This window comes from Nonomuraea sp. ZG12 (assembly GCF_052068115.1).
Lineage (GTDB): Bacteria > Actinomycetota > Actinomycetes > Streptosporangiales > Streptosporangiaceae > Nonomuraea.
Genome location: NZ_JBQHCW010000036.1, coordinates 18,043 through 38,573 on the forward strand (window position 1 = coordinate 18,043; position 20,531 = coordinate 38,573).

24 protein-coding genes are annotated in these 20,531 nt (G+C 71.6%); 10 read left to right on the forward strand and 14 right to left on the reverse strand.

What is annotated here, in order from left to right; translation table 11 throughout:
* Nucleotides 1–4: 4 nt before the first annotated feature.
* From ACTMTF_RS45420 to ACTMTF_RS45435, 4 genes are read left to right on the forward strand one after another with little or no spacing between them, the layout of a single operon-like run.
* Entirely contained in the window at nt 5–1,024 is a 1,020-nt protein-coding gene (locus ACTMTF_RS45420) for a 3-oxoacyl-ACP synthase III family protein (protein ID WP_441116299.1), read from the forward strand.
* A 5-nt stretch (nt 1,025–1,029) separates the two neighbouring features.
* The gene (locus ACTMTF_RS45425) at nt 1,030–2,736 is read left to right on the forward strand and encodes a fatty acid CoA ligase family protein (RefSeq protein ID WP_441116300.1); all 1,707 of its coding nucleotides are present in this window, start codon (nt 1,030–1,032) and stop codon (nt 2,734–2,736) included.
* A complete protein-coding gene (locus ACTMTF_RS45430) occupies nt 2,733–3,719 on the forward strand; it encodes an NAD-dependent epimerase/dehydratase family protein (protein ID WP_441116301.1) in 987 nt (328 codons plus the stop codon). Before ACTMTF_RS45425 ends, ACTMTF_RS45430 begins: the two co-directional genes overlap by 4 nt.
* Nucleotides 3,716–4,630, forward strand: coding sequence for an alpha/beta fold hydrolase (locus ACTMTF_RS45435; protein WP_441116302.1), 915 nt, complete (start codon nt 3,716–3,718; stop codon nt 4,628–4,630). Before ACTMTF_RS45430 ends, ACTMTF_RS45435 begins: the two co-directional genes overlap by 4 nt.
* A 35-nt stretch (nt 4,631–4,665) precedes the next feature.
* On the opposite strand, the gene ACTMTF_RS45440 is transcribed toward ACTMTF_RS45435, so the two are convergent.
* Together ACTMTF_RS45440 and ACTMTF_RS45445 are read right to left on the reverse strand one after the other, a co-directional pair.
* Nucleotides 4,666–5,109 (reverse strand): alpha/beta hydrolase fold domain-containing protein, encoded by a 444-nt coding sequence (locus ACTMTF_RS45440; protein ID WP_441116303.1) that lies wholly within the window; start codon nt 5,107–5,109, stop codon nt 4,666–4,668.
* 304 nt (nt 5,110–5,413) lie between these two features.
* Nucleotides 5,414–6,058: a dihydrofolate reductase family protein gene (locus ACTMTF_RS45445; RefSeq protein WP_441116304.1), complete on the reverse strand. Its 645-nt coding sequence runs from the start codon at nt 6,056–6,058 to the stop codon at nt 5,414–5,416.
* A 175-nt stretch (nt 6,059–6,233) separates the two neighbouring features.
* Between ACTMTF_RS45445 and ACTMTF_RS45450 the strand changes: the two genes are divergently transcribed.
* From ACTMTF_RS45450 to ACTMTF_RS45460, 3 genes are read left to right on the forward strand one after another with little or no spacing between them, the layout of a single operon-like run.
* Nucleotides 6,234–6,602, forward strand: a complete 369-nt coding sequence (locus ACTMTF_RS45450) for a YciI family protein (RefSeq protein WP_441116305.1) — start codon at nt 6,234–6,236, stop codon at nt 6,600–6,602.
* A gap of 7 nt (nt 6,603–6,609) precedes the next feature.
* Complete coding sequence (locus tag ACTMTF_RS45455) at nt 6,610–6,948, forward strand: YciI family protein (protein ID WP_441116306.1); 339 nt, start codon at nt 6,610–6,612, stop codon at nt 6,946–6,948.
* Nucleotides 6,945–7,448, forward strand: a complete 504-nt coding sequence (locus ACTMTF_RS45460; protein ID WP_441116307.1) for a sigma factor — start codon at nt 6,945–6,947, stop codon at nt 7,446–7,448. The genes ACTMTF_RS45455 and ACTMTF_RS45460 overlap by 4 nt, the downstream gene beginning before the upstream one ends.
* A gap of 10 nt (nt 7,449–7,458) precedes the next feature.
* On the opposite strand, the gene ACTMTF_RS45465 is transcribed toward ACTMTF_RS45460, so the two are convergent.
* Complete coding sequence (locus ACTMTF_RS45465) at nt 7,459–8,322, reverse strand: SDR family oxidoreductase (RefSeq protein ID WP_441116308.1); 864 nt, start codon at nt 8,320–8,322, stop codon at nt 7,459–7,461.
* Between the two features lie 125 nt (nt 8,323–8,447).
* Between ACTMTF_RS45465 and ACTMTF_RS45470 the strand changes: the two genes are divergently transcribed.
* Nucleotides 8,448–8,843: a winged helix-turn-helix transcriptional regulator gene (locus ACTMTF_RS45470; protein ID WP_441116309.1), complete on the forward strand. Its 396-nt coding sequence runs from the start codon at nt 8,448–8,450 to the stop codon at nt 8,841–8,843.
* A 2-nt stretch (nt 8,844–8,845) separates the two neighbouring features.
* Here the strand turns inward: ACTMTF_RS45470 and ACTMTF_RS45475 are convergent, their stop codons facing one another.
* Genes ACTMTF_RS45475 through ACTMTF_RS45485 form a run of 3 tightly spaced genes read right to left on the reverse strand, consistent with a single transcriptional unit; the run spans nt 8,846 to nt 12,068 of the window.
* Nucleotides 8,846–9,292: a response regulator gene (locus tag ACTMTF_RS45475; RefSeq protein ID WP_397015060.1), complete on the reverse strand. Its 447-nt coding sequence runs from the start codon at nt 9,290–9,292 to the stop codon at nt 8,846–8,848.
* Entirely contained in the window at nt 9,289–10,896 is a 1,608-nt protein-coding gene (locus ACTMTF_RS45480) for a sensor histidine kinase (protein WP_441116310.1), read from the reverse strand. The genes ACTMTF_RS45475 and ACTMTF_RS45480 overlap by 4 nt, the downstream gene beginning before the upstream one ends.
* Nucleotides 10,893–12,068: a PP2C family protein-serine/threonine phosphatase gene (locus ACTMTF_RS45485; RefSeq protein ID WP_441116311.1), complete on the reverse strand. Its 1,176-nt coding sequence runs from the start codon at nt 12,066–12,068 to the stop codon at nt 10,893–10,895. The genes ACTMTF_RS45480 and ACTMTF_RS45485 overlap by 4 nt, the downstream gene beginning before the upstream one ends.
* A gap of 298 nt (nt 12,069–12,366) precedes the next feature.
* On the opposite strand from ACTMTF_RS45485, the gene ACTMTF_RS45490 reads away from it, so the two are divergent.
* Together ACTMTF_RS45490 and ACTMTF_RS45495 are read left to right on the forward strand one after the other, a co-directional pair.
* Nucleotides 12,367–12,789 (forward strand): YciI family protein, encoded by a 423-nt coding sequence (locus ACTMTF_RS45490; protein ID WP_441116312.1) that lies wholly within the window; start codon nt 12,367–12,369, stop codon nt 12,787–12,789.
* A gap of 9 nt (nt 12,790–12,798) precedes the next feature.
* Nucleotides 12,799–14,037 carry an RNA polymerase sigma factor gene (locus ACTMTF_RS45495; protein ID WP_441116313.1) on the forward strand — a complete coding sequence of 413 codons (1,239 nt, stop codon included), beginning with the start codon at nt 12,799–12,801 and terminating at the stop codon, nt 14,035–14,037.
* A 33-nt stretch (nt 14,038–14,070) separates the two neighbouring features.
* Here the strand turns inward: ACTMTF_RS45495 and ACTMTF_RS45500 are convergent, their stop codons facing one another.
* From ACTMTF_RS45500 to ACTMTF_RS45535, 8 genes are all read right to left on the reverse strand, one after another.
* Entirely contained in the window at nt 14,071–14,364 is a 294-nt protein-coding gene (locus tag ACTMTF_RS45500) for a DUF6204 family protein (RefSeq protein WP_441116314.1), read from the reverse strand.
* Nucleotides 14,352–15,002: a TetR/AcrR family transcriptional regulator gene (locus tag ACTMTF_RS45505; protein ID WP_441116315.1), complete on the reverse strand. Its 651-nt coding sequence runs from the start codon at nt 15,000–15,002 to the stop codon at nt 14,352–14,354. Before ACTMTF_RS45505 ends, ACTMTF_RS45500 begins: the two co-directional genes overlap by 13 nt.
* Nucleotides 15,003–15,072: 70 nt before the next feature.
* A complete protein-coding gene (locus ACTMTF_RS45510; RefSeq protein ID WP_441116316.1) occupies nt 15,073–15,594 on the reverse strand; it encodes a pyridoxamine 5'-phosphate oxidase family protein in 522 nt (173 codons plus the stop codon).
* Between the two features lie 88 nt (nt 15,595–15,682).
* Nucleotides 15,683–16,630, reverse strand: coding sequence for a DUF418 domain-containing protein (locus tag ACTMTF_RS45515; RefSeq protein WP_441116317.1), 948 nt, complete (start codon nt 16,628–16,630; stop codon nt 15,683–15,685).
* A gap of 66 nt (nt 16,631–16,696) precedes the next feature.
* On the reverse strand, nt 16,697–18,814 hold the full coding sequence (locus ACTMTF_RS45520) for a 2Fe-2S iron-sulfur cluster-binding protein (RefSeq protein WP_441116318.1): 2,118 nt from the start codon (nt 18,812–18,814) through the stop codon (nt 16,697–16,699).
* Between the two features lie 41 nt (nt 18,815–18,855).
* Entirely contained in the window at nt 18,856–19,194 is a 339-nt protein-coding gene (locus ACTMTF_RS45525) for a transcriptional regulator (RefSeq protein WP_441116319.1), read from the reverse strand.
* Complete coding sequence (locus tag ACTMTF_RS45530; protein WP_441116320.1) at nt 19,191–19,634, reverse strand: hypothetical protein; 444 nt, start codon at nt 19,632–19,634, stop codon at nt 19,191–19,193. The genes ACTMTF_RS45525 and ACTMTF_RS45530 overlap by 4 nt, the downstream gene beginning before the upstream one ends.
* 203 nt (nt 19,635–19,837) lie before the next feature.
* Nucleotides 19,838–20,323 carry a winged helix-turn-helix transcriptional regulator gene (locus ACTMTF_RS45535; RefSeq protein WP_441116321.1) on the reverse strand — a complete coding sequence of 162 codons (486 nt, stop codon included), beginning with the start codon at nt 20,321–20,323 and terminating at the stop codon, nt 19,838–19,840.
* Nucleotides 20,324–20,531 lie beyond the last annotated feature (208 nt).

The following is a 20,531-nucleotide window of genomic DNA, read 5'->3' on the forward strand; positions in this document are numbered from 1 at the left end:
CGCCATGAGCACCATCCATACCCGGCTGGCCGGGGTGGCCGCCCATCTGCCCGAGACCACGATGTCCACGACGGAGCTGGAGGACCTGCTCGCCGAGCGCAACCCCGCCCTGGAACTGCCCCGGGGTGTCATCCACAACGGCAGCGGGGTGCGCCGCCGGCACCTCGCCGCACCGCACGAGAGCCCCTCGGACCTGGCCGTCCAGGCCGCCTGGCGGCTGCTGGCGGAGCACGACCTGCGCGCGGACGACCTCGACCTGATCATCTTCGCGGCGGTGACGGTCGATCTCATCGAGCCCGCCACCGCCCACATCGTGGCGGCGAAGCTCGGCGCGAGCTGCCCGGTGTTCGATGTGCGCAACGCCTGCAACAGCGTGCTGAACGCGATCGAGGTGGCCGACGCGTTCATCTCGGCGGGCCGCTACCGGCGGGTCCTGATCTGCAGCGGCGAGTTGCCCACCGCCTTCATGCCGTGGACGCTCTCCAGCGCGGAGGAGTTCTTCACCATCGGCGCGGCGTACACGGTCTCCGACGCCGGGGCCGCCCTGCTGCTGGAACCCGCGACGACGCCGGGGGTGCTCGCCCACCGGTTCGCCGCCCACTCCCCCGGCTGGGACGCCGCGGTCGTGCCGCTGCTGAACGTGACCAGCGATCCGGCGGCCGACTGGCCGGTCATCCGGCCGCTCACCGTCGACGGGTTCAAACTGGCGCGCGGCATCGAGCGGACCGACCACGGCGTCTTCCACAAGCCGCTCAGTGACCTCGGCCTGACCTGGGACGACTTCGCGGTCATCTGCGTGCACCAGGCGTCGCTGCCCGCACTGTGGAAGTTCTGCGACCACGTCGGGATACCGCAGGGCAAGGTGGTCGTCACCATCGCCCGGCACGGCAACCTGGTCGCGGCCACGCTGCCCGTCCAGCTCGCCCAGGCGGTCGCGGCCGGGCGGGTGCGGCGTGGCGATCTGGTCGCGCTGGTGGGGCTGGCCAGCGGGTTCAGCGCCGGCATCGTCGTGGTGCGGTGGTGACGCCGGTGACGCCTGACACCATCCCGCCGGTCAGCGAACTCGTCACCCGCGCCCGGCGCTGGGTCCTCGACCGGCCCGGCGTCGTCGCCTGCCAGGTCGGCGGCCGGAGCCCCGAGGCCGTCAGCTACGGGGAGATGGCCAGGGCGGTGGAGGAGACCACGGCCGCCCTGGCCCACGCCGGGGTCCGGCCCGGCATGCGTACCGTGGTGCTGGTGTTCCCGGGGGTGGAGCTCGGGGTGCTGGCGTTGTCCCTGCTGGGGCTGGGGGCGGTGCCGGTGATGGTCGATCCGGGCCTGCCGTACGCCGCCGTCCGGCGCTGCCTGGACCGGGCCGCCCCCGAGGCCTTCATCGGCGTGCCGCTCGCCCAGGCGGCCCGGCTGGCGCTGGGCTGGGCCCGGCACAGCAGCCGCATCACGATCACGGTCGGCCCCGGCCGCCTGTGGCCGGGCCGGACCCTCGCCACCCTGCGAGCCGCAGTCGGCCACCCGCAGGACACCACCCCAGCGGACTCCCCGCCGTCCGGCGAGTCGGAAGGCGGGGCGCTGTTCGGTGGGGTGCGGTGGCGGGGGCCGGGGCCGGACGATCTGGCGTTGATCGCGTACACGTCCGGGTCCACCGGGCCGCCCAAGGGGGTGCCGCTGCGGCACCGGCACCTGACCGCGCAGCTCGATCTGCTCAGCGGGCTTGAGGTCGTCCGGCCAGGCATGCCGGTGTTGTCAACGTTCATCCCGTTCGCCCTGGGAGCGGCGGCGCTCGGCGCGACCGCCGTGCTCCCCGACCTGGACCCGAGGCGTCCCCTGCGGGTCAACCCGTCGACCCTGGTCGCGGACATCCAGCGGTACGGCGTGACCAGCGTGTTCGCCGCCCCCGCCCTGCTGGACCGGCTGGCCAGGCACTGCGTCGAGCGGGGCGTGGTGCTCGGCACGGTGGAGAGCGTGGCGGTGGCGGGCGCGCCGCTGCCGCTGCCGACGCTGGGACGTGTGCGCGCCTGCCTGCCCGCCGGCGCGCGGGTGCTGTCGGTGTACGGCGCGACCGAGTGCCTGCCGGTGGCCGCCATCGAGGGCCGTGGCCTGGTCGCCGGGCACACGGCGTACCCGGGGGCGGGGACCTGCCTGGGCCTGCCGGTGCCAGGAGCCGAGGTCCGCGTCATCGGCGTCACCGACGACCCGATCGGTCAGTGGAGCGACGACCTGCCCGTACCGCCCGGCGTGGTCGGGGAGATCGTCGTCGCCTCCCCGGCGGTCAGCGACCCCTATCTCGACGATCCCCGGGCCACCGAGCTGGCCCGGATCGGCGACGGGGGCCGGGTCTGGCACCGCATGGGCGATCTCGGCCACCTGGACGAGCAGGGGCGGCTCTGGTTCGCTGGCCGTAAGTCCGAGCGGGTCCGTACCCGGGACGGCGACCTGTGCACCGACCACGTCGAGTCCCTGCTCGCCGGGCTGCCGGGAGTGCGCCGTACCGCGCTGGTGGGCGTCGGCCCGGCCGGCGCGCAGCGGCCCGTCCTGGTGGTGGAGCGGGAGCCGGGCGCCCGGCGCGCCCGCGTGCGAGCCGCCGTCCTGGAGGCGGCCGGGCGACATCCCCGCACCGCCGAGCTGCGGGACGTGCTGTTCCACCGCGGCTTCCCCGTGGACGCCCGGCACAACAGCAAGATCCGCCGGGGCGTGCTCGCCGTCTGGGCGGCCCGGCGGCTGCGCGGGGGGTGGCGATGAGGGTCCTGGTGACGGGTGGCGGCGGTTTCCTCGGCCTGGCCGTGTGCCGGCGCCTGGCCGCCCGTGGCGACACCGTGCACACGCTGCACCGCCGCTACCACCCCGAGCTGGGCGCGCTGGGCGCCGTCCAGCATCTGGCCGACATCCGGGACCGGACGGCGGTGCGAGACGCGGTCAGCGGATGCGAGGCCGTCGTGCACTGCGCCGCCAAGGCCGGCGCGCACGGCCCGGACCGCGAGTTCCAGGAGATCAACGTGTACGGCACCCGCAACGTGCTGGACGCCTGTGAGCGGAGCGGCGCGCGGCTGGTGCACACTTCCTCGCCCAGCGTGGTGCACGCCGGGCGGGATCTGGAGGGCGTGGACGAGTCCATCCCCTACGCCCGCCACTTCCCGGCGGCCTACCCGCGCACCAAGGCCCTGGCCGAGAAGCAGGTCCTGGCCGCCACCGTCCCGGCCGTCGCGCTCCGCCCGCATCTCATCTGGGGCCCCGGCGACCCGCACTTCCTGCCGAGGTTCGCGGCCAACCGTCACCGGCTGTGGCTGCTGGGCGGCGCCGACAAGACCATCGACACCGTCTACGTCGACAACGCCGCCGACGCCCACCTGCTGGCCCTGGACCGGTTGTACGCGGGCTCGCCGCTGTGCGGCCGGGCGTACTTCATCACCCAGGGTGAGCCGTGCGGCTTCGGCGTCTGGGTCAACGCGCTGCTGTCCGCGGCCGGACTGTCGCCGGTGCGCCGCAGGTTGCCGGTCGGCCCGGCCCGGCTGGCGGCCGGGCTCCTGGAGCTGGCCTACGGCCTGGCCGGGGCGGCAGGGTTGCGCGGCGAGCCGCCGCTGACCAGGTTCCTGGTGGAGCAGGCGTCCACCGCGCACTGGTTCGACATCTCCGCCGCCCGCCGCGACCTCGGCTACCGGCCGCGCGTCAGCATGGCCGAGGGCCTGGCCCGCCTCACCGCCCACCTCTCGGAGGCCGCCCGGTGACCCGGTTCCCCGGATACCCGTTCACCTCTCACTGGTACGCCCACCCCCACGGCCTGCGCCAGCACTACCTGGACGAGGGGACGGGCCCGCCGGTGCTGTTCCTGCACGGCAACCCCTCGTGGAGCTATCTGTGGCGGCGGCCGATCCTGGCGCTGCGGGACCGCTACCGGTGCCTCGCCCCGGACCACATCGGCATGGGCCTGTCGGACAAGCCCGCCGCCGGCCACTACCGCCACACCCTCGCCTCGCGCGTCGACGACCTCGACGCCCTGACCGGCCATCTCATCGCGGCCCAGGGCGTCCCCGAGCACGGCTGGACGCTGGTCATGCACGACTGGGGCGGGCCGATCGGCATGGCGTGGGCCCGCCGCCACCCCGACCGCGTCGCCCGCCTGGTCGTGCTCAACACCGCCGCCTTCCCCAACCCGCACGGCCGGCGCGTGCGTCCCGAGCTGCGGCTGCCTCTCTGGCTGCTGCGCCGCACCCCGCTCGGGGCCCGGCTGTTCCTGCGGCACAACGCCTTCGCGCGCGGGGCCACCTGGCGTCCGCTCGGCGTGCGCCGCCGCATGCCGGCCGCCGTGCGCGCGGCGTTCCTGGCTCCGTACGCCCGGCCCGAGCACCGGCTCGCCATCCAGCTCTTCGTCCACGACATCCCGCTCACCCCCCGGGACCCGGCCTGGCCGATCCTGTGGGACACGGGCCGGGAGCTGGACCGGTTCGCCGATCGGCCCGCGCTCATCGGGTGGGGGCTGCGCGATCCGGTCTTCGACCCGGCCATGCTCGCCGAGTGGCGCCGCCGCCTGCCGCGGGCCCGCACCCACGTCTACCCCCATGCGGGCCACTACGTGCTGGAGGACGTCCACGAGCAGCTCGTGCCCGCCATCCGCGACTTCCTCTGGGACACCGGCTGAGGCCCCCTCGGTGGTTCAGCTGCCCAGGGCCGCCTTCAGCACCGCGATGGCCTGGGCCGTGGCGGCCGCGCGGCGTGGGTGTCGCGCACCGGGTTGAGCATCATGAAGTCGTGAATGATGCCGTTGTAGCGGACGCTGGTGGTCGGCACCCCGGCCGCCGTCAGCTTGCGGGCATAGGCCTCGCCCTCGTCGCGCAGCACGTCGTCCTCGTCGACGATGACGAAGGCCGGCGGCAGACCCGCCGGCTCCTCCAGGGCGGCGCGCAGCGGTGAGGCGGTGATCTCGGCGCGCTGCGCGGGCTCGTGGGCGTAGGCGTCCCAGAACCAGGTCATGCCCTTGGCCGTCAGGAACGGGCCGTCGGCGAACTCGCGGTAGCTGTCGGTGTCCTGGGCGGCGTCGGTGACCGGGTAGTACAGCGACTGTTGCACGAAGGTCACGTCGCCGCGCCGTTTGGCGAGGATGGTCAGCGCGGCGGTCATGATCCCGGGCGATGACGGCCGCCTACCGGCCACTCCTGGAGCCACTCGGGGTGACGTACCCGCAACCCCAGCGACGAGCGCACGGTCATCGTCAGCCTCACCGACGAGGGCGACGCCCTCCGGGCGCACGCTCCCCGCATCTACCAGGCGATCTGCGACATCTTCGACTTCACCCCCGAGCGCGCGGTGGCCGCCCAGACACTCCTCCAGTCCGTCGTCGACCGCGCGAACCAGACCACGGAGGGCGTACCGGCGACATGAGCGCTCATCGCGGCAAGTGCGTGCGATCGTGCGAGGTCAGTGGTCATCGTCTCCAGAACAGGAGGTGAGTGACTCCGCTGGGGCTCGGTACAGCCTCCAGGTGGAAGCGGTCGAGCATGTCCGTGTGGCTCTCCCACAGTCGCTCACCTCGACCGAGGTCGACGGGCGCGACGGCGATGTGCATCGTGTCCACCAGGTCGGCTTCGATGAACTCGCGGACGGTGGCGACTCCGCCGCCGAGGCGCACGTCCCGGCCGTCGGCGGCCTGCCTCGCGCGCGCCAGCGCCTCGGCTGGCGTCGCGTCGAGGAAATGGAAGGTGGTGTCGGCCAGGGTGAAGGACGGGCGTTCGTGGTGGGTGAGCACGAAGACCGGTGTGTGGAACGGCGGGGTGTCTCCCCACCATCCCTGCCACTCGTGGTTCTCCCAGGGGCCACGCTGGGGGCCGAATTTGTTACGCCCCATGATCTCCGCTCCTATGTTGCGGGTGTGGTCGCGGGTCAGGTAGTCGTCCAGGCCGCGAGTGCCGCCAGGGTCGGTGCGGTTCACCCAGCTGGCGGTGGCACCCGCCCAGGACCAGAGGGCGGCGGGGTCTGCGTGGCCGAAGGGCCGGTCCAAGCTCTGCCCCTCGCCGGCACCGAACCCGTCCCGGGACACGTTGAAGCACTGCACCCTCAACTGCTGCGACATGCATCCTCCTTGGAAACCAACTTCTTACGGAACGCCCAGGCCAGGCGCCCTTTCCGGGAAGTAGTCGGAACAGTGGGGAGATTCTTGCGGTCCGGTACCGCAAGAATCCGGCACCGGCGTCGACTCCATGGTGAACGGCGCTTCAAGGGTGCCGCCCGACCATCGAAGGAGACACATGAAATTCTTGCTGATCATGCACAACAACCCGCAGATCTGGGATGCGCTGCCCGAGGAGGTGCGCAACGAGGTGATGAGGGGCCACGGCGCGTTCATGGAGACCGTCAAGAAGTCCGGGGAGATGATCGGCACCACCGCGCTGGCCGACCCGTCGCAGAGCGCTGTTGTCAGAGTCCGGGGCGGCGTCCCGGCGGTGACGGACGGGCCCTACCTGGAGGCCAAGGAGTACCTCGGCGGCTACTACCTGGTGGAGTGCGACAGCAGGGAGCGTGCCCTGGAGCTGGCCGCGCTCATTCCGGACGCCGGCGTCGAGGGCCTGGGCATCGAGGTCCGGCCGGTGGTCTACGCAGGCACGGCGGACGGCTGAGCACGCGGTGAAGTTCCTGCTGAATCTCTACCTGAACGTGGCGGACCTCCCGGCGGAAGGGTTCGACCATGAGGAGTTCCTGGCCACGGCCGGGCAGGCAGGGGAACTGATCAGTGCCCACGCGTTCTCCGATCCTTCCATCAGCGCCGTCATCAGGGCCAGGGGCGGCGGGGTGACAGTGACCGAGGGCCCGTACCTGCGGATCTCGGATCATGTCGCCGGCCAGTACGTGGTCGACTGCGAGAGCCGGGAGCGTGCGGTGGAACTGGCCACCCTCATATCGAGCGGTCAGGTCGGCGGCGTGGAAGTGCGGCCGCTGATGGACTCGGCCGGGATGGAGATGTGAGCGCGTCCGAACGCTCCGGGGACCTGCTGCGTGAACTGGCGCCGCAGGTCCTCGGCGTGCTCCTGCACCGGTATGGCGGGTTTGAGGAGTGCGAGGACGCGGTGCAGGAGGCGTTGCTCGCGGCCGCGATGCAGTGGCCTGCCCAGGGCGTCCCGAACAGCCCCCGGTCCTGGCTGGTGACCGTCGCCTCCCGTCGCCTGATCGACCAGGTACGCAGCGAGCAGGCTCGCCGCCGCCGGGAGACGACCGCGGCGGTACGGGAGGCGCCGGACGTCGGCCTCGCGCCGGCACCCGGCGCCGAAAGCCCTCGCGACCCCCGGATGGCCCGTCACCACCGCCTCTACGCCGTGCGCGCCCACCTGCAGGAGCTGGCCGGCGAGTGCGCTGCCGCGCGAGAGAACTACCGGCTGGCGGCCCGACGTACCACGAGCCTTCCCGAACAGCGCTACCTACGGGCCAGGGCAGGCAAGCTGGAGCACGAACATCGCCGCGAGATGTGACCGCGGGGCGTCAGCTCTGCCCAAGGGCTGACGTGATCGCGTCGGACAAGGTGGTGGTGGGGCGGCCGATGAGGCGTCCCAGGTCGCCTGAGTCGGTGAAGAGCTCGCCGCGGCCGAGCCCCAGGTCGGCGTCGGCCAGGACCTCGGCGTAGTCCTTCGGCAGACCCACGGATGTGAGCAGCTCCGCGAAGCGCTGGACCGGCATGTCGTTGTAGACGATCTCGCGGCCCGAGGCGGTGGAGAGCCGGGCGGCCAGCTCGGCGAGGGTGAACGCCTCGTCGCCGCCGAGCTCGTACACCGCGCCGGCGTGCCCCTCGGTGGTCAGCACGGCGGCGGCCGCCTGGGCGTAGTCGGCCAGGGCCGCGGCGCTCACCCGGCCGTCGCCGGCGCTGCCCGCCACGCTGCCGTGCTCCAGGTAGCCGGAGAGGCCGGAGGTGTAGTTCTCCAGGTACCAGCTGTTGCGCAGGAAGGTGAACGGGGTGCCGCTGTCGCGCAGGTACCGCTCGGTCTCGCGGTGCTCGGCGGCGAGCCGCATGTCGGCGGTGTCGGCGTGGGTGATGCTGGTGTACGCCACCAGGGAGAACCCCGCCGCGCGGGCGGCGTCGATCGCCGCGCGATGGCCGGCGAGGCGCCGGCCGACGGTGCTGGTGGAGACGAGCAGCAGCTTGTCCCCGCCCGCAAAGGCCGCGGCGAGCCCGTCGGGCTCGTCGAAATCGGCCCGGCGCACGGTCACGCCCCGGTCGGCCAAGTCCTTGATCTTCTGGATGTCCCGGCCGGTGGCGACGATCTCCGTCGGGGTGACTCCCCGCTCCAGCAGCGCCTCGACGACGAGACGGCCGAGCCGGCCGGTGGCCCCGGTGACGACCAGTGACATGCGTGTGCTCCTCAGCATTTCGGATGAAGGGCGCGCCTCGCGCCCCAGGACAGTAGACCGCCTGTACTCTCCGAAGGGAAGTGGCCACCTTCAAGTAAGGTACGAACCGGATAGGAAGTGTCCAGGTGGAAAAGCAGCCATGGGATCCTTACGCGCACAAGTGCCCGTCGCGTGAGTTGCTCGACCGCATCGGGGACAAGTGGACCGTGCTCGTGCTCGGCGCGCTCGGGGAGTCCCAGCCTCAGCGGTTCATGGCGCTGCGCCGGCGGCTCACCGGCGTCAGCGAGAAGATGCTCACGCAGACGCTGCGCGGCCTGGAGCGCGACGGGCTGATCCACCGCACCGTGTTCGCCACGGTGCCGCCCCGGGTCGAATACGGGCTCACGCCGCTCGGTGAGACCCTGCGCCCCGTGCTGGCCGCGCTCAAGGAGTGGTCGACCGAGCACATGGCCGACGTCCTCGCCGGCAGGGCCGCCTACGACGCCGCCAAGGCAGAGGACCTCAGCGACGCGCGCGTCTGACGTCAGGTGTGGGTACGGCCGGGCAGGCGCACCACGGTGACGAAGAACTCGTCGATTTGCCGGATGACGGACATGAACTGGTCCAGGTCGACGGGCTTGGTCACGTACGCGTTCGCGAACAGCTTGTAGCTGCGCAGAATGTCCTCTTCGGCGGAGGACGTGGTGAGGATCACCACGGGGATGGCCCGCAGCTCCGGATCGCTCTTGATCTTCTCCAGCACCTGACGGCCATCGTACTTGGGCAGGTTGAGGTCGAGCAGGATGAGATCGGGCCGCGGCTTGCCGGCGTGCTCGCCCCGCTGGTAGAGGAAGTCGAGCGCCTCCAGGCCGTCGTGGGCGACGTGGAGGGTGTTGCCGATCTTGTTGTCCTCGAACGCCTCCCGCGTGATGAGCTCGTCGCCGGGATCGTCCTCGACGAGGAGCACCTCGATGGGCTGGCCGATGGTCATGAACTGATCCCTCTCGTGGTGCTGGTGGCGGCGGCGAGGCGGGTCTCCGACGACGGTGTGTCCGTGCGGAGCGTGAAGCAGATGCGGGTGCCGTCGCCGCTGTAGGAGGTGTCGAGCCAGATGCGCCCGCCGTGGTTCTCCACGATCTTCTTGCACATGGCCAGCCCGATGCCCGTGCCGCTGTAGGCCTCACGGCTGTGCAGGCGCTGGAAGATGACGAAGATCTTGTCGGCGAACTCGGCCTCGATGCCGATGCCGTTGTCCATCACGCAGAAGCGCCACTCCTTCTCCTCCACCTGCTCGCACTCGACCCGGATGACCGGCGGGCGGTCGGGGTGGCGGAACTTGACGGCGTTGCCGATGAGGTTCTGCCAGAGCAGGGACAGCAGGGTGGGATCGCCGGTGATCTTGGGCAGTGGATCGGGCCGCTCGATGACCGCGCCGGTCTCCTCCAGGGTGGCCGCCAGGTTCTGCAGCGCCTTGTCGAGCTTGAGCTCCATGTTGACGGGCCTGCGGGCGTCGTAGAGGCGGCCCACCCGCGAGTAGCTCAGCAGGTCGTTGATCAGCCCTTGCATGCGGGTGGCGCCGTCGACGGCGAAATGGATGTACTGGGCGCCACGCTCGTCGAGCACGTCGCCGTAGCGCTTGGCCAGCAGCTGGCAGAAGGTGGCGATCTTGCGCAGCGGCTCCTGCAGGTCGTGGGAGGCGACGTAGGCGAACTGCTCCAGTTCGGCGTTGGAGCGGCGCAGCTCGACCGCCTGCGCGTCCAGGTCGGCGGCCTGGCTGCTCAGCTTGGCCTGTTGCTCTCGCGAGGACTCCAGCGCCGCGACGATCCTGGTGCGCATCGCCTCCACGTCGAGGGCCACCTCACGGATGTCGGCGGGGCCGTGCGCGGGAATGTGATGGTTGAAGTCACCCGCCGCCACGTGCCGGGAGGCCACCCGCAGCTCGTCCAGCGGCCGGCCCACGGCCCGGCGGAGCAGCACGGCGATGGCGACGCCGAAGATCAGGAAGAAGATCGGCATCGCGATGAACGCCCAGTTGCGCAGGTTGTCCACGTAAGCCAGCTCGGACCTGGCCTCCTGCCGCGCCACGGAGAGCCGGTCGTTCTGGGCGGCCAGCAGGTCGCGGACCTTGTCGAAGGCGGGCTTGCCGCTCTCCGCCCGCGCCGCGGTGATGTCCTTGCCCGCCTCCTTGTCGGCGATGAGCGGCTCGGCGTACTCCTCGCGCCACGCCGCGGCCGCGTCGCGGATCTCGTGCAGGCCGTTGACGAGCCCGGGCCGGTCGCGCAGCAGGCTCTCGATCCGCTCGTACTGCCGCCGCTCCGCCGCGATGCCACTGGCGTACGGCTCCAGGAACTGCCGGTTGCCGGTGAGCAGGAAACCGCGCACGCCGGTCTCCTGGTCGACCAGGAGCGTCTGCAGCTCCGTACCCTCGATGCGGGCGGGCGAGAGGCGGTCGATGAGGTGGTCGGAGAGCCCGTTGGTGCGCTCCAGCATCACCGCGCCCACCACGGTGCAGATCCCGACGACGATGGTGATGGCGGCGATCATCACCACGAACCAGTGGTGCACCGTCAGCCGCCGCCAGCCGCTCCCTGTCATGAGTCCTCTCTCCAGCGAAGGTGGACGACGGCCACGTCGTCGGCGGAGGCGTTGGGGGCGGTGGCCTCCTCGGCGCCGGCGATCAGCGCGTCCACGAACTCCTCCCCGCCGAGGTGCGCGCACCGGCGGGCCACGTCCAGCAGGCCCTGCTCCCCCAGCCAGCGGGGCTCGGCGCCGGGCAGGCGCCGCTCGAACAGCCCGTCGGTGAAGAGGGTGAGGCCGCCGCCTTCCGGCAACTCGATCACGCCCTCGCGCCACTCGGCCTCGATGGGCAGCCCCAGCGCGGGGCCGTGCCCCGGCTCGGCCCAGGACATCTCGTCACCTGCGTGCACCAGCAGCCCCGGATGGCCGGCCCGCCACACCCTGACCGTCCGCTGGTCGGGCTCCAGCATGAGGGTGGACACCGTCGTGAAGACCTCGGAGTCGCCCCGCTCGGCCCGCAGGATCCGCTCGAGCCGGCCCAGCAGCGCCGCGCCGGTCAGCCCGCTGAGCACCAGCGTCCGCCAGGCGATCCGCAGGCACACACCCAGCGCCGCCTCGTCCGGCCCGTGGCCGCAGACGTCGCCGATCACTGCGTGCACGACCTTGTCGTCGGCCTCGACCACGTCGAAGAAGTCGCCGCCGAGCGTGCCCGAGACACGGCTGGCCCGATAGCGGGTCGCCACCTCGATCGGCATGTGCTGCAGCAGCGGGGTCGGCAGCAGGCCGCGCTCCAGGCGGGAGTTCTCCTTGGCGCGCATGCGTTCGGTCTGCAGCGCGACCGCCGCCTGCTCGGCCTGCTTGCGCTGGATCGCGTAGCGCAGCGCCCGGCCCAGCCACTCGCCTTCGACCTGGCCCTTGATCAGGTAGTCCTGCGCGCCGGCGGCGACGGCGGCGAGCCCCGCCCGCTCTTCTGAGCGGCCGGTCAGCACCACGACGGCGGCGTCACCGCTGGCCTCGCGCATGACCGTCAGCGCGGACAGGTCGTTCGCGTCGGGCAGGCCCAGATCGAGCAGCACGCACTGCACCCTGTGCCCGGCCAGCACCTGCCGCGCCTCGTCCAGGGAGCGCGCCCACTCCAGGCGCACCGCCACGGCGCTGTCCTCAAGCAGCTCCCGTACGATCAGCGCGTCCTCGGGGTCGTCCTCGACCAGCAGGACGAGCGGCAGAGCATGCGGATCTTCGTGGGCCATGTCGGCACCGCCATCCCTTCTTGACAGCGCCGAGCGCTGGTCGTCCGCCACCCGTGAACGGACAGTGCACAGGAAATGCTCGCCAGAAGCGCGCCTAAAAGCCCATCCCATAACTATCTGGACACAGCATAAGGCTCCTCCGGCATCGCTCACGGCGTCAGGAGGGCAGGCTCTCCCTGAGACCATGAGGGCCGAATCGCCGGCTTCTTTCCGGGCACGGATGTCCGGGCCGGGCGGCCGGCTCCGACGTCTCCGGCGAGCGGCACCGAAGGAGCCGCCGGCGGAGAAGGGAAGAACCATGAAGTACATGATCATGATGTACGGGTCGCAGCAGGACTTCGACATGCTGTCCGGCAAGCCCGGCGAGGGCCCCGCCTGGACGGGCGAGGACCTTGAGGCGCTGCACGCGTTCATGACGGAGTGGAACGGCGACCTGGTCCAGTCCGGGGAGTTCGTCGACGCCCAGGGGCTCACCGCACCGGTGCACGCCAGGCGGGTGCGGCTGAAGGACGGCGTCCCCGTCGTGACCGACGGCCCGTACGCCGAGACGCAGGAGGTCCTGGCCGGGTACACGATCGTCGAGTGCGAGAGCTTCGACCGGGCCACCGAGATCGCCGCGCGCCTGGCCGACACCCCGCACCCGGAGGGCACGGTCCTGCAGAACGAGTGGTACGTGGACATCCGGCCGATCGTCGACTCGTTCGCCGACCTGGAAGGCTGACCCGCCGCCGTGACCGCCGACGGTGTCGAGGGCCTGCTGCGCGAGTCGGCGCCGCAGGTCCTCGGCGCGCTGGTGCGACGCTACGGGCACTTCGACACCGCCGAGGACGCGGTGCAGGAAGCGCTCCTGGCGGCCTCCGTACAGTGGCCACGAGAAGGCGTGCCGGACAGTCCGCGCAGCTGGCTGATCACCGTCGCCTCGCGCAGGCTGACGGATCTGCTCCGCGCCGAGCAGGCGCGCCGCCGGCGCGAGGACACCGTCGCCGGGTGGCGGCTGCCCGGCGAGCGGTCGGCGCCCGCCGCCGACCGGCCGCCGGTGCCGGCCGACGACACGCTCGTGCTGCTGTTCATGTGCTGCCACCCGTCGCTGTCCCCGGCCTCGCAGATCGCGCTCACCCTGCGCGCGGTCGGCGGGCTGTCCACCGCGGAGATCGCCCGCGCGTTCCTGGTCCCCGAGGCGACCATGACCCGGCGCATCAGCCGGGCCAAGCAGCGGATCAAGGACAGCGGCCTGCCGTTCGCCATGCCGCCGGCCGCCGAACGCGCACAGCGGCTCGGCGCGGTGCTGCACGTGCTCTATCTGATCTTCAACGAGGGGTACGCCAGCACCTCCGGCCCGCTGCTGCAGCGGGTGGAGCTGTCGGTGGAGGCGATCCGGCTGGCCCGCACGGTCCACCGGCTGATGCCCGGCGACGGGGAGGTGGCGGGGCTGCTCGCGCTCATGCTGCTGACCGACGCCCGCCGCCTGGCGCGCACCGGGCCCGGCGGCGAGCTGATCCCGATGGCCGAGCAGGACCGCGGCCTGTGGGACGCCGCCCAGATCGCCGAGGGCGTGGCGCTGGTCTCGGCCGCGCTCCCCAGGCGGGAGATCGGCCCCTACCAGCTCCAGGCGGCCATCGCCGCGGTCCACGACGAGGCGCCGAGCGCGCGGGAGACCGACTGGCCGCAGATCGTGGCGCTGTACGAGGTGCTGATGCGGATCGCGGACAACCCCGTGGTGAGGCTGAACCACGTCGTGGCGGTGGCCATGGCGCGTGGCGCGAAGGCCGGGCTCGACCTGCTGGACGAGCTCACCGCCGACGAGCGGGTGGCCGGCGACCACCGGCTGTACGCGGTCCGCGCGCACCTGCTGGAGATGGCCGGGGACCGGACGGCGGCGCGGGAGGCCTACGAAGCGGCCGCCGGGCGCACGACCAGCCTTCCCCGGCAGCGCTACCTCCACGGCAGGGCGGCCCGCCTGGCAGACTGATATCTGCAGCTCCCGGTGCTGACTTCCTGAAGCTCAGCCGCGCCCCTTGCGCCGGATCTTGATGGCTCGCATGTCCGTCACCGCGATCCGGAGCAGCCGGTAGGGCAGGCCGTGGGCGTCCAGGGCGGCCAGCGCGCCCCGGGTGGCCTCGGCCTCGCCGTCGTCGGGGCCCGCCGGCACCTGGCAGCGGAAGGTGAACGCCGACAGGGCGTCGTCGTGCGTGAACGTCCCCTCCTCGGTGAAGGCGGTCCGGCTCGCTGCCAGCACCGCGTCCCGGCCGGCCTCGCTCAGCCCGTCGAACGCGCCGGAAATCGTCACTCTGAACATGGTCGATCCTTTCGTACGGCATAGGAGAGGACACGTTCGCCGAGCGTGTCCTCGATGACGTCCAGCAGCTCCAGCACGGCCTCGGCGATCACCTCCGGGCTCTCCCCCGCCGTGGTGCGCCTGCCGATCTCCGTGAAGACCAGCGCGTGCAGGGAGCCGAGCTGCCAGGCCACCACCCTGGGCAGCGGGTCGCCGGGCGCGGCCCCGGTCTCCTCGGCCAGCGCCAGGGCGAGCGCCTCGGTCATCTGCCCGCCGAGATCCTCGAGCCTGGCCGCCAGCGTGGGCGCGGCCCGCATCATCTCGAAGACCCGGCCGAACCCCTCGGTCAGGCCGAGCTTGCGATCCCGGCCGCGGACCTCCTCGCGGAGCCGGTCGAGGACGGCCCGCGCGGCGGCCGTACCAGGGGGGCGGTCGCGCACCATGACGGCCAGCCGCTGCGGCGAGGCCTGGTCCGGCGGCAGGACCAGGTCCTCCTTGACCTGGAAGTAGTTGTAGACGGTGTTGACCGACACCTCCGCCGCCGCCGCGACCTCGGCGATCGTGACGTGGTCGAACCCGCGCGCCACGAACAGCCGCATGGCGGACTCGGCGATGTGCTGCCGAGTCCGCACCTTCTTCCGCTCCCGCAACCCGCTCATGGGACGAAAGTTTAACCACACTCCAAACTTGGAGTCGGCTCCAAGGATGCGCGGGTGAACCGACCCGTGGTCAGCTCGCGGTGAGCTTCGCGAGATCGGCGGCGTAGACGGTCATCCAGTGCGGATGCAGCCGGTAATAGACCACGTCGTCGTCCCAGTCGAAGGCGTCTTCGCCGTAGAAGTCCTTGAAGTACGCGAGCAGGTCCGGCCAGTCCGCGGCCGGTTCGCCGTCGCGGGGATTGAGGATCTCTACCCTCCCGTGCGTGAACACGCCCAGGTCCTCGCCACGCAGGTGCGCGGCGCTGGCGGCGGGCCGGGCGGCGAGATGGCGGGCCTTGGCGGCGCCGCGCGCGGTGCCGAAGTGCCACTTGCCGTGCAGGAAGTGCCCGTCCACGCCGCTGATCCGCGGCTCGCCCGCCGCCGTCACGGTGGACAGGGCGAGGGTGCACATGCCGGTGAGAACCTGGGTGAGCCGCTCCGCAGTCAGGGTGCGCTCACCGCTGATGATCGAGCGGAGGTGCGAGGTGGAGCGAGCAAGGGAGGCGTCCAGGAGCGCCTGCAGCTCTTTGAGCTCTTCTGGTGTTTCGAGCATGGTGGTCCTTGTCTGTCCGTGGGCCGGTCGACCGATCGGTGACACATCCTCGCCCCGAATCCCGACACCTTGTGTCGTATTTCTGCCTTCAGTTCGTGACGATGCGCAACGGTGAGCGGTGCAGCCAGGTGGCCCAGCGCCAGAGCCATTCGACGGGGCCCTGGCGGTAGCGGCGCAGCCAGAGGATGGCGAACAGCCACTGGGCCGCGAGGATGGCTCCCGCGGTGAGGTACGCCACCGTCAGGGACCGGCCGATCGGCACGCCCAGGAGGTGAACGGCCGCCAGGACGAGGAGGGTGGCGGTCAGATAGTTGGTCAGCGCCATCTTGCCCAGTGGTGCGAAGACGGCTCGCAGCGCCGGTCGCAGTGGCGTTCTGAGCAGGACCAGCAGGGCGCACACGTACACCCCGACGAGCAGCAGATCGGCGAGGCCGGCCGCGAAGGACGGTTGCGCCCCGGACTGTACCCACCGGGCGGAGGCCGTCGCCGCCGCGAAGAGCAGGCCCAGCAGGAGCGGTACTCGGGTGGACCGCTCGATCCGATCGATCACCCCGTATCGGACCAGGGCCGCGCCCAGCAGGAACAGCCCGGCGATCAGCAGGGGTCCGCCCATGCCGAAAGCCAGCGCCGCCGGGATGAGCACGCCGGCGAGGCCCGCCATGGCCCACCGCGGCAGCCAGGTCGAGGGCAGCAGCACCAGCAGGCCGACGACGGCGTAGGAGGTAAGGATCTCGCCGCGCCACAGCAGCGCGTGCACCAGGCCGATCGCGAGCAACGCCACAAGCCGGCGCAGCAGGACCAGCCGTGGACGGGGAGCGCGGCTCGTGGCGGAGTCCAGCAGCAGCGCGAACCCGATGCCGAACAGCAGGGAGAAGATCGGCAGCCCGAGCCAGGGATCCCAGTCCCCCATGGGCTGAACCGCGACGGCGGAGGTGCCGCCGGCTATGAGCTGGATATTGGCGAGCAGGATCTCGCAGAGCGCGAACCCGCGCAGGACGTCCAGCGCGTCGATACGCGATCGGCCGGGGCCGGTCATCGCGGGGCCTCCCCCGCCGTCGCCTCTGCGCGGGCGAAGGGGGCGCCGGGAGCTACCGGAACGTGATCATTGCATGGCATGAACCTCATCTTGGGGATGCGGCCCGGTGCGGACATCGACCATAAGTGGTGTCTCACCGTCGGTGACAGTACTTTCGGCCGGGTTGATCGCGACGGCGGTGTCGGTCAGCGGATAGGAGACGCAGGCGAGGACGCCGCCGTCCTCCACGGTGCCCCGCACCTCGCCACGGAGGAGCTGGATCCGGCATTCGCCACAGCTGCCGACGGTGCACGAATAGGGCATTGGCACGCCTGCGGCGAGGCCGGCGTCGAGCATGGTCCGGCCGGCGGCGACCACCACGTCACCGACGTCCTCGACCGTCATCGTCCGCGCGGCCAGGTCGGGAGCCGCCGTGGGCGCGCTGGTGAAACGCTCCTCGTGCAGGCGGTCCGAGGCGACGCCGAGGCCGGTGAGACACTCACGGACGCTGGTCAGCATGGCCGCCGGTCCGCAGAGGCAGTAGTGGGCGCGATCTGAGCGGGGCAGGTGGTCGGGGCCGATCCGGCCGGTGCGGCCGGTCCAGCCCGGGCCGGGGCGAGACAGCACGTGGTGCACGGTGAGACGGCCGGGATGGGCGTCCTGGAGTGCCGCGAGTTCGCCGGCGAAGATGATGTCGGCCTCGGTGCGGTTGCCGTACAGCAGGGTGATCGTGGCGTCGGGTGAGGCGGCGAGCACCGTACGGATGATGCTCATGAGCGGCGTGATGCCGCTGCCTGCGCCGATCAGGACGTATTCCGCGCCGGCCGCCGAGGGATCCGTCACGCGGAAGGTGCCGGACGGCCCGAGGACGCGCATCTCGGTGCCGGCGCGGGCGTGGTCGTTGAGATGGGTGGAGCAGAGCCCGTCCCGTTTGACGGTCAGCGCGAGCCGGTCCGCGCCCGGGACGGAGGTGGCCGAGTAGGCGCGCCGGACGGTGCGCCCGTCGATCTCCATGATGAGGGTGTAGAACTGGCCGGGTGCGAACCCGGTGTCGGCCCCGGACAACACCAGCGTGACCGCGTCAGGCGTCTCCCGGACCACAGCGATGACCCGTACCGGCCGCCCGGGACGGGAGTCGGACGCCACGCCGTAGCCTTCCTTCTCCAGCGCGCGGCGGTAGGTGGCGTCCATGAGCCGCCGGCTCAGCCGGGGGAACGCGGCCAGCAGCCTGGCCGGCCAGCGCAGCGCCGGCTTCATCGTGCCGAGCTGCCGTGTCGACGACGCCATCAGCTCGGACAGCGTGCCCGCGTCGGCGCGGTTGGCACGGTCCCAGACGTTCGCGGCCGCTACGGCCTGGTTGTGCCGCACCTCGGCCCGCTCGACGGTGACGATGAGGGCGGTCCGCGGGACGGCGCCGCCCAGCGCCAGGTCCGCCAGTAGCTCGGCGTCGTCCGTGACCATGGCGGTGCCGCTGACGTGCAGCACGTCCGTACGGCCGGGAACGAGCATCGCGGCGGAGAACCGGTCGTCGGCCAGCAGGTTGTGCGAGGTGTCCGCCCGCTTGTTGCCGAGCCGGTCCGGGATGACCAGCGTGTGCCCGTCGATCACCCGGACGAAGCCGGGCGTGTCACCGCGCGGGCTCGTGTCGCTGCCTCGGTCACCGTCCCAGGAGGACACGACCATGAACGGCGTGGCCCCCAGGAAGCCGGCGACGCCCGCGCCGGTCAACGGCCCGCCGGCCACCGCGCGAACGGACGCCGCCGGAACGACCGGATCCCACAGCCGGGACCGGAGAATCGCCCGTGCGCAGTGGATGTAGGCCTGGCTGATGTCGACGACGATCCGGCCACGGGATCGCTCTGATCGCTCTGACCGCTCGGCTCGCTGGGCGACCGAGCCGTTCAGCCGGAGCGTCTCGCCTACGCCGGGCAGCAGGAAGACGAAGGAGACCGGGCCCGACGCGTCCACCTCGGAGGCGAAGCTGATCCGCGTCGGCGATTCGACCTCGGCGAAGCCGGGCCTTCCACCGACCACCGTCGTCCTGAGCCGCCCGTCGTCGTCACGGTGGCCGAAGCCAGCGAGCGGCGCGATGGCGAGCATGTGCCGGCAGGCCTCGTCCAGGTGCGCGAGCTCCTTCATCATCACGAGCGCCGGTGGGCGGCCGACGATCGCTTCGAGCTGCGCCACGGTCGTGATCCGGTTCATGGGTCGGTGGTTCTCCCTCGTCGACGGTAAGGCCTGCGTCGTCACTGGATTAGTCCCCACTCGTTCGACGTCTCCGGCGAACCGACCGGTGTGCCCGGTGCGGCGAGAAGTTCCTTGAGCGCCTGGACGTGCCCGGCATAGGCACGACGGCCCTCGGCGGTGAGGCTCACCCAGGTCTTCACCCGACCCCGGCCGGTCGGCTTGGAGATGGCGACGTAACCGGCGTCCTGCAGCACCTTCAGATGTTTGCTCAGCACCGAGTCGGCAACGCCCAGAATGTCCCGCAATACCGCGAACTCGGCGGTGGACGAGGCGGCGAGAAGCGCGCAGATCCGCAACCGGTTCGGCGCGTGCACCACCTCGTCGAACCGCGCGGTCATGCGCCTGCCCTCAGATGGGCCCGCAGCGCGATGTCGAAGCGCCGGCTCAGCGCGATGGTGGCGGCGAACCCTGCCACGGCCAGGCACCACACCGGCCATCGCAGGCCGGTCAACGCCCCGATGCCGAAGGCCGCGACGGCCGACAGGACCGTCAACCCACCCAGCGCGGCGACCCACCGGCCGGCGGGGCCCGCTTCGGGGCCGGCCACCCAGACGCCGATCACGTGGCGATAGGCGCTGATGAGCGCGTCGCAACCGGCGATGAGCAGCACGCCGCCGCCGACCTTGACCACGGTGTCCCCGAGCCCGACCGCGAGCACGAAACCGGCGATCAGCAGTCCGAAACCCGGGTGATACCACCACGGGGTGATCAGCCGGTCGGCGAGGGCCGCGCGGGCTTCAGCAACGAGAGACAGACTCTCGGCACTATTGCTTTCCATGGTGGAAAGCCAATCACATTCCAACTTGGAAAGTCAACGCACGGCCCAGCTCGGGACGGCGGCCGAGCGTGGCGAGATGGCCGTCGGCGGCGGCGCCGCCGACGGCGGTCAGCTCTGACGGACAGTGTGGCGCCGCCGGTCAGCTCTGACGGACGGTATGGCCCCGCCGGTCAGCTCTGACGGACGGTGTGGCGCGGGCCCGCTCAGCGGCCCGGGTAGCGGTCGCGCATGGCCGAGCTCGCGCCCGGGCCCGCCGCGAAGACGTACGTGTCGCTGTCGTCGAGCCGGCGTCCGGTCCTGGCGTCGACGATCACGGGCTCGACCTCTTCGCCGCTGTTCGCGTCGACGAGGATCATGCTGCGCTTCTCGGGCGCGAGCCGGGCATTGCCCCATGCGGCCAGCGCCAGGATGACCGGCCGCAGAGAGCGGCCGAGGTCGGTCAGCACGTACTCGTGGCGGACCGGATTGCTCTGGTACGGCCTGCGCTCCAGCAGTCCGTCGGCCACGAGGGTCTTCAGGCGGGCGGTGAGCATGCTGGAGGAGATGCCCAGATTCTCCTGGAACTGGTCGAAGCGGGTGTAGCCGTCGAAGGCGTCGTGCAGGATCAGCAGCGTCCACCACTCACCGACGTGCTGCACCGTCGTGGACAGGGGGCATTCCCGGTCCTCCAGCCTGATCCGGTTTGCCACGTGACCATCCCCTGCCGTTAAGGGTCGCAACCAGTGGCTCCTATTTTAGCAGTTGCAGGAGTGTCGTCACGGCCCGGAAACCGAGAGGTGGGCGCGTTCGCCCTGAGCGCCGAAGAGCATCAGCTCGACGTCGGCCGGCACGTCACTCCGAGGCTCGACCCTGCGCCCATCTTGCGGATCCGCAACTTCCTTTGCACGTTTCGCACGG

Excerpts from the sequence above, each read along its gene's own strand:
- ACTMTF_RS45485 (WP_441116311.1), bottom strand. The coding sequence starts at position 12,068 with ATGGCCCACGAAGATCCGCATGCTCTGCCGCTCGTCCTGCTGGTCGAG.
- ACTMTF_RS45510 (WP_441116316.1), bottom strand. The coding sequence starts at position 15,594 with ATGCTCGAAACACCAGAAGAGCTCAAAGAGCTGCAGGCGCTCCTGGAC.
- ACTMTF_RS45525 (WP_441116319.1), bottom strand. The coding sequence starts at position 19,194 with ATGACCGCGCGGTTCGACGAGGTGGTGCACGCGCCGAACCGGTTGCGG.
- ACTMTF_RS45490 (WP_441116312.1), top strand. The coding sequence starts at position 12,367 with ATGAAGTACATGATCATGATGTACGGGTCGCAGCAGGACTTCGACATG.
- ACTMTF_RS45505 (WP_441116315.1), bottom strand. The coding sequence starts at position 15,002 with ATGAGCGGGTTGCGGGAGCGGAAGAAGGTGCGGACTCGGCAGCACATC.
- ACTMTF_RS45475 (WP_397015060.1), bottom strand. The coding sequence starts at position 9,292 with ATGACCATCGGCCAGCCCATCGAGGTGCTCCTCGTCGAGGACGATCCC.
- ACTMTF_RS45445 (WP_441116304.1), bottom strand. The coding sequence starts at position 6,058 with ATGTCGCAGCAGTTGAGGGTGCAGTGCTTCAACGTGTCCCGGGACGGG.
- ACTMTF_RS45450 (WP_441116305.1), top strand. The coding sequence starts at position 6,234 with ATGAAATTCTTGCTGATCATGCACAACAACCCGCAGATCTGGGATGCG.
- ACTMTF_RS45520 (WP_441116318.1), bottom strand. The coding sequence starts at position 18,814 with ATGAACCGGATCACGACCGTGGCGCAGCTCGAAGCGATCGTCGGCCGC.
- ACTMTF_RS45440 (WP_441116303.1), bottom strand. The coding sequence starts at position 5,109 with ATGACCGCCGCGCTGACCATCCTCGCCAAACGGCGCGGCGACGTGACC.
- ACTMTF_RS45465 (WP_441116308.1), bottom strand. The coding sequence starts at position 8,322 with ATGTCACTGGTCGTCACCGGGGCCACCGGCCGGCTCGGCCGTCTCGTC.
- ACTMTF_RS45480 (WP_441116310.1), bottom strand. The coding sequence starts at position 10,896 with ATGACAGGGAGCGGCTGGCGGCGGCTGACGGTGCACCACTGGTTCGTG.
- ACTMTF_RS45420 (WP_441116299.1), top strand. The coding sequence starts at position 5 with ATGAGCACCATCCATACCCGGCTGGCCGGGGTGGCCGCCCATCTGCCC.
- ACTMTF_RS45430 (WP_441116301.1), top strand. The coding sequence starts at position 2,733 with ATGAGGGTCCTGGTGACGGGTGGCGGCGGTTTCCTCGGCCTGGCCGTG.
- ACTMTF_RS45500 (WP_441116314.1), bottom strand. The coding sequence starts at position 14,364 with ATGTTCAGAGTGACGATTTCCGGCGCGTTCGACGGGCTGAGCGAGGCC.
- ACTMTF_RS45515 (WP_441116317.1), bottom strand. The coding sequence starts at position 16,630 with ATGACCGGCCCCGGCCGATCGCGTATCGACGCGCTGGACGTCCTGCGC.
- ACTMTF_RS45530 (WP_441116320.1), bottom strand. The coding sequence starts at position 19,634 with ATGGAAAGCAATAGTGCCGAGAGTCTGTCTCTCGTTGCTGAAGCCCGC.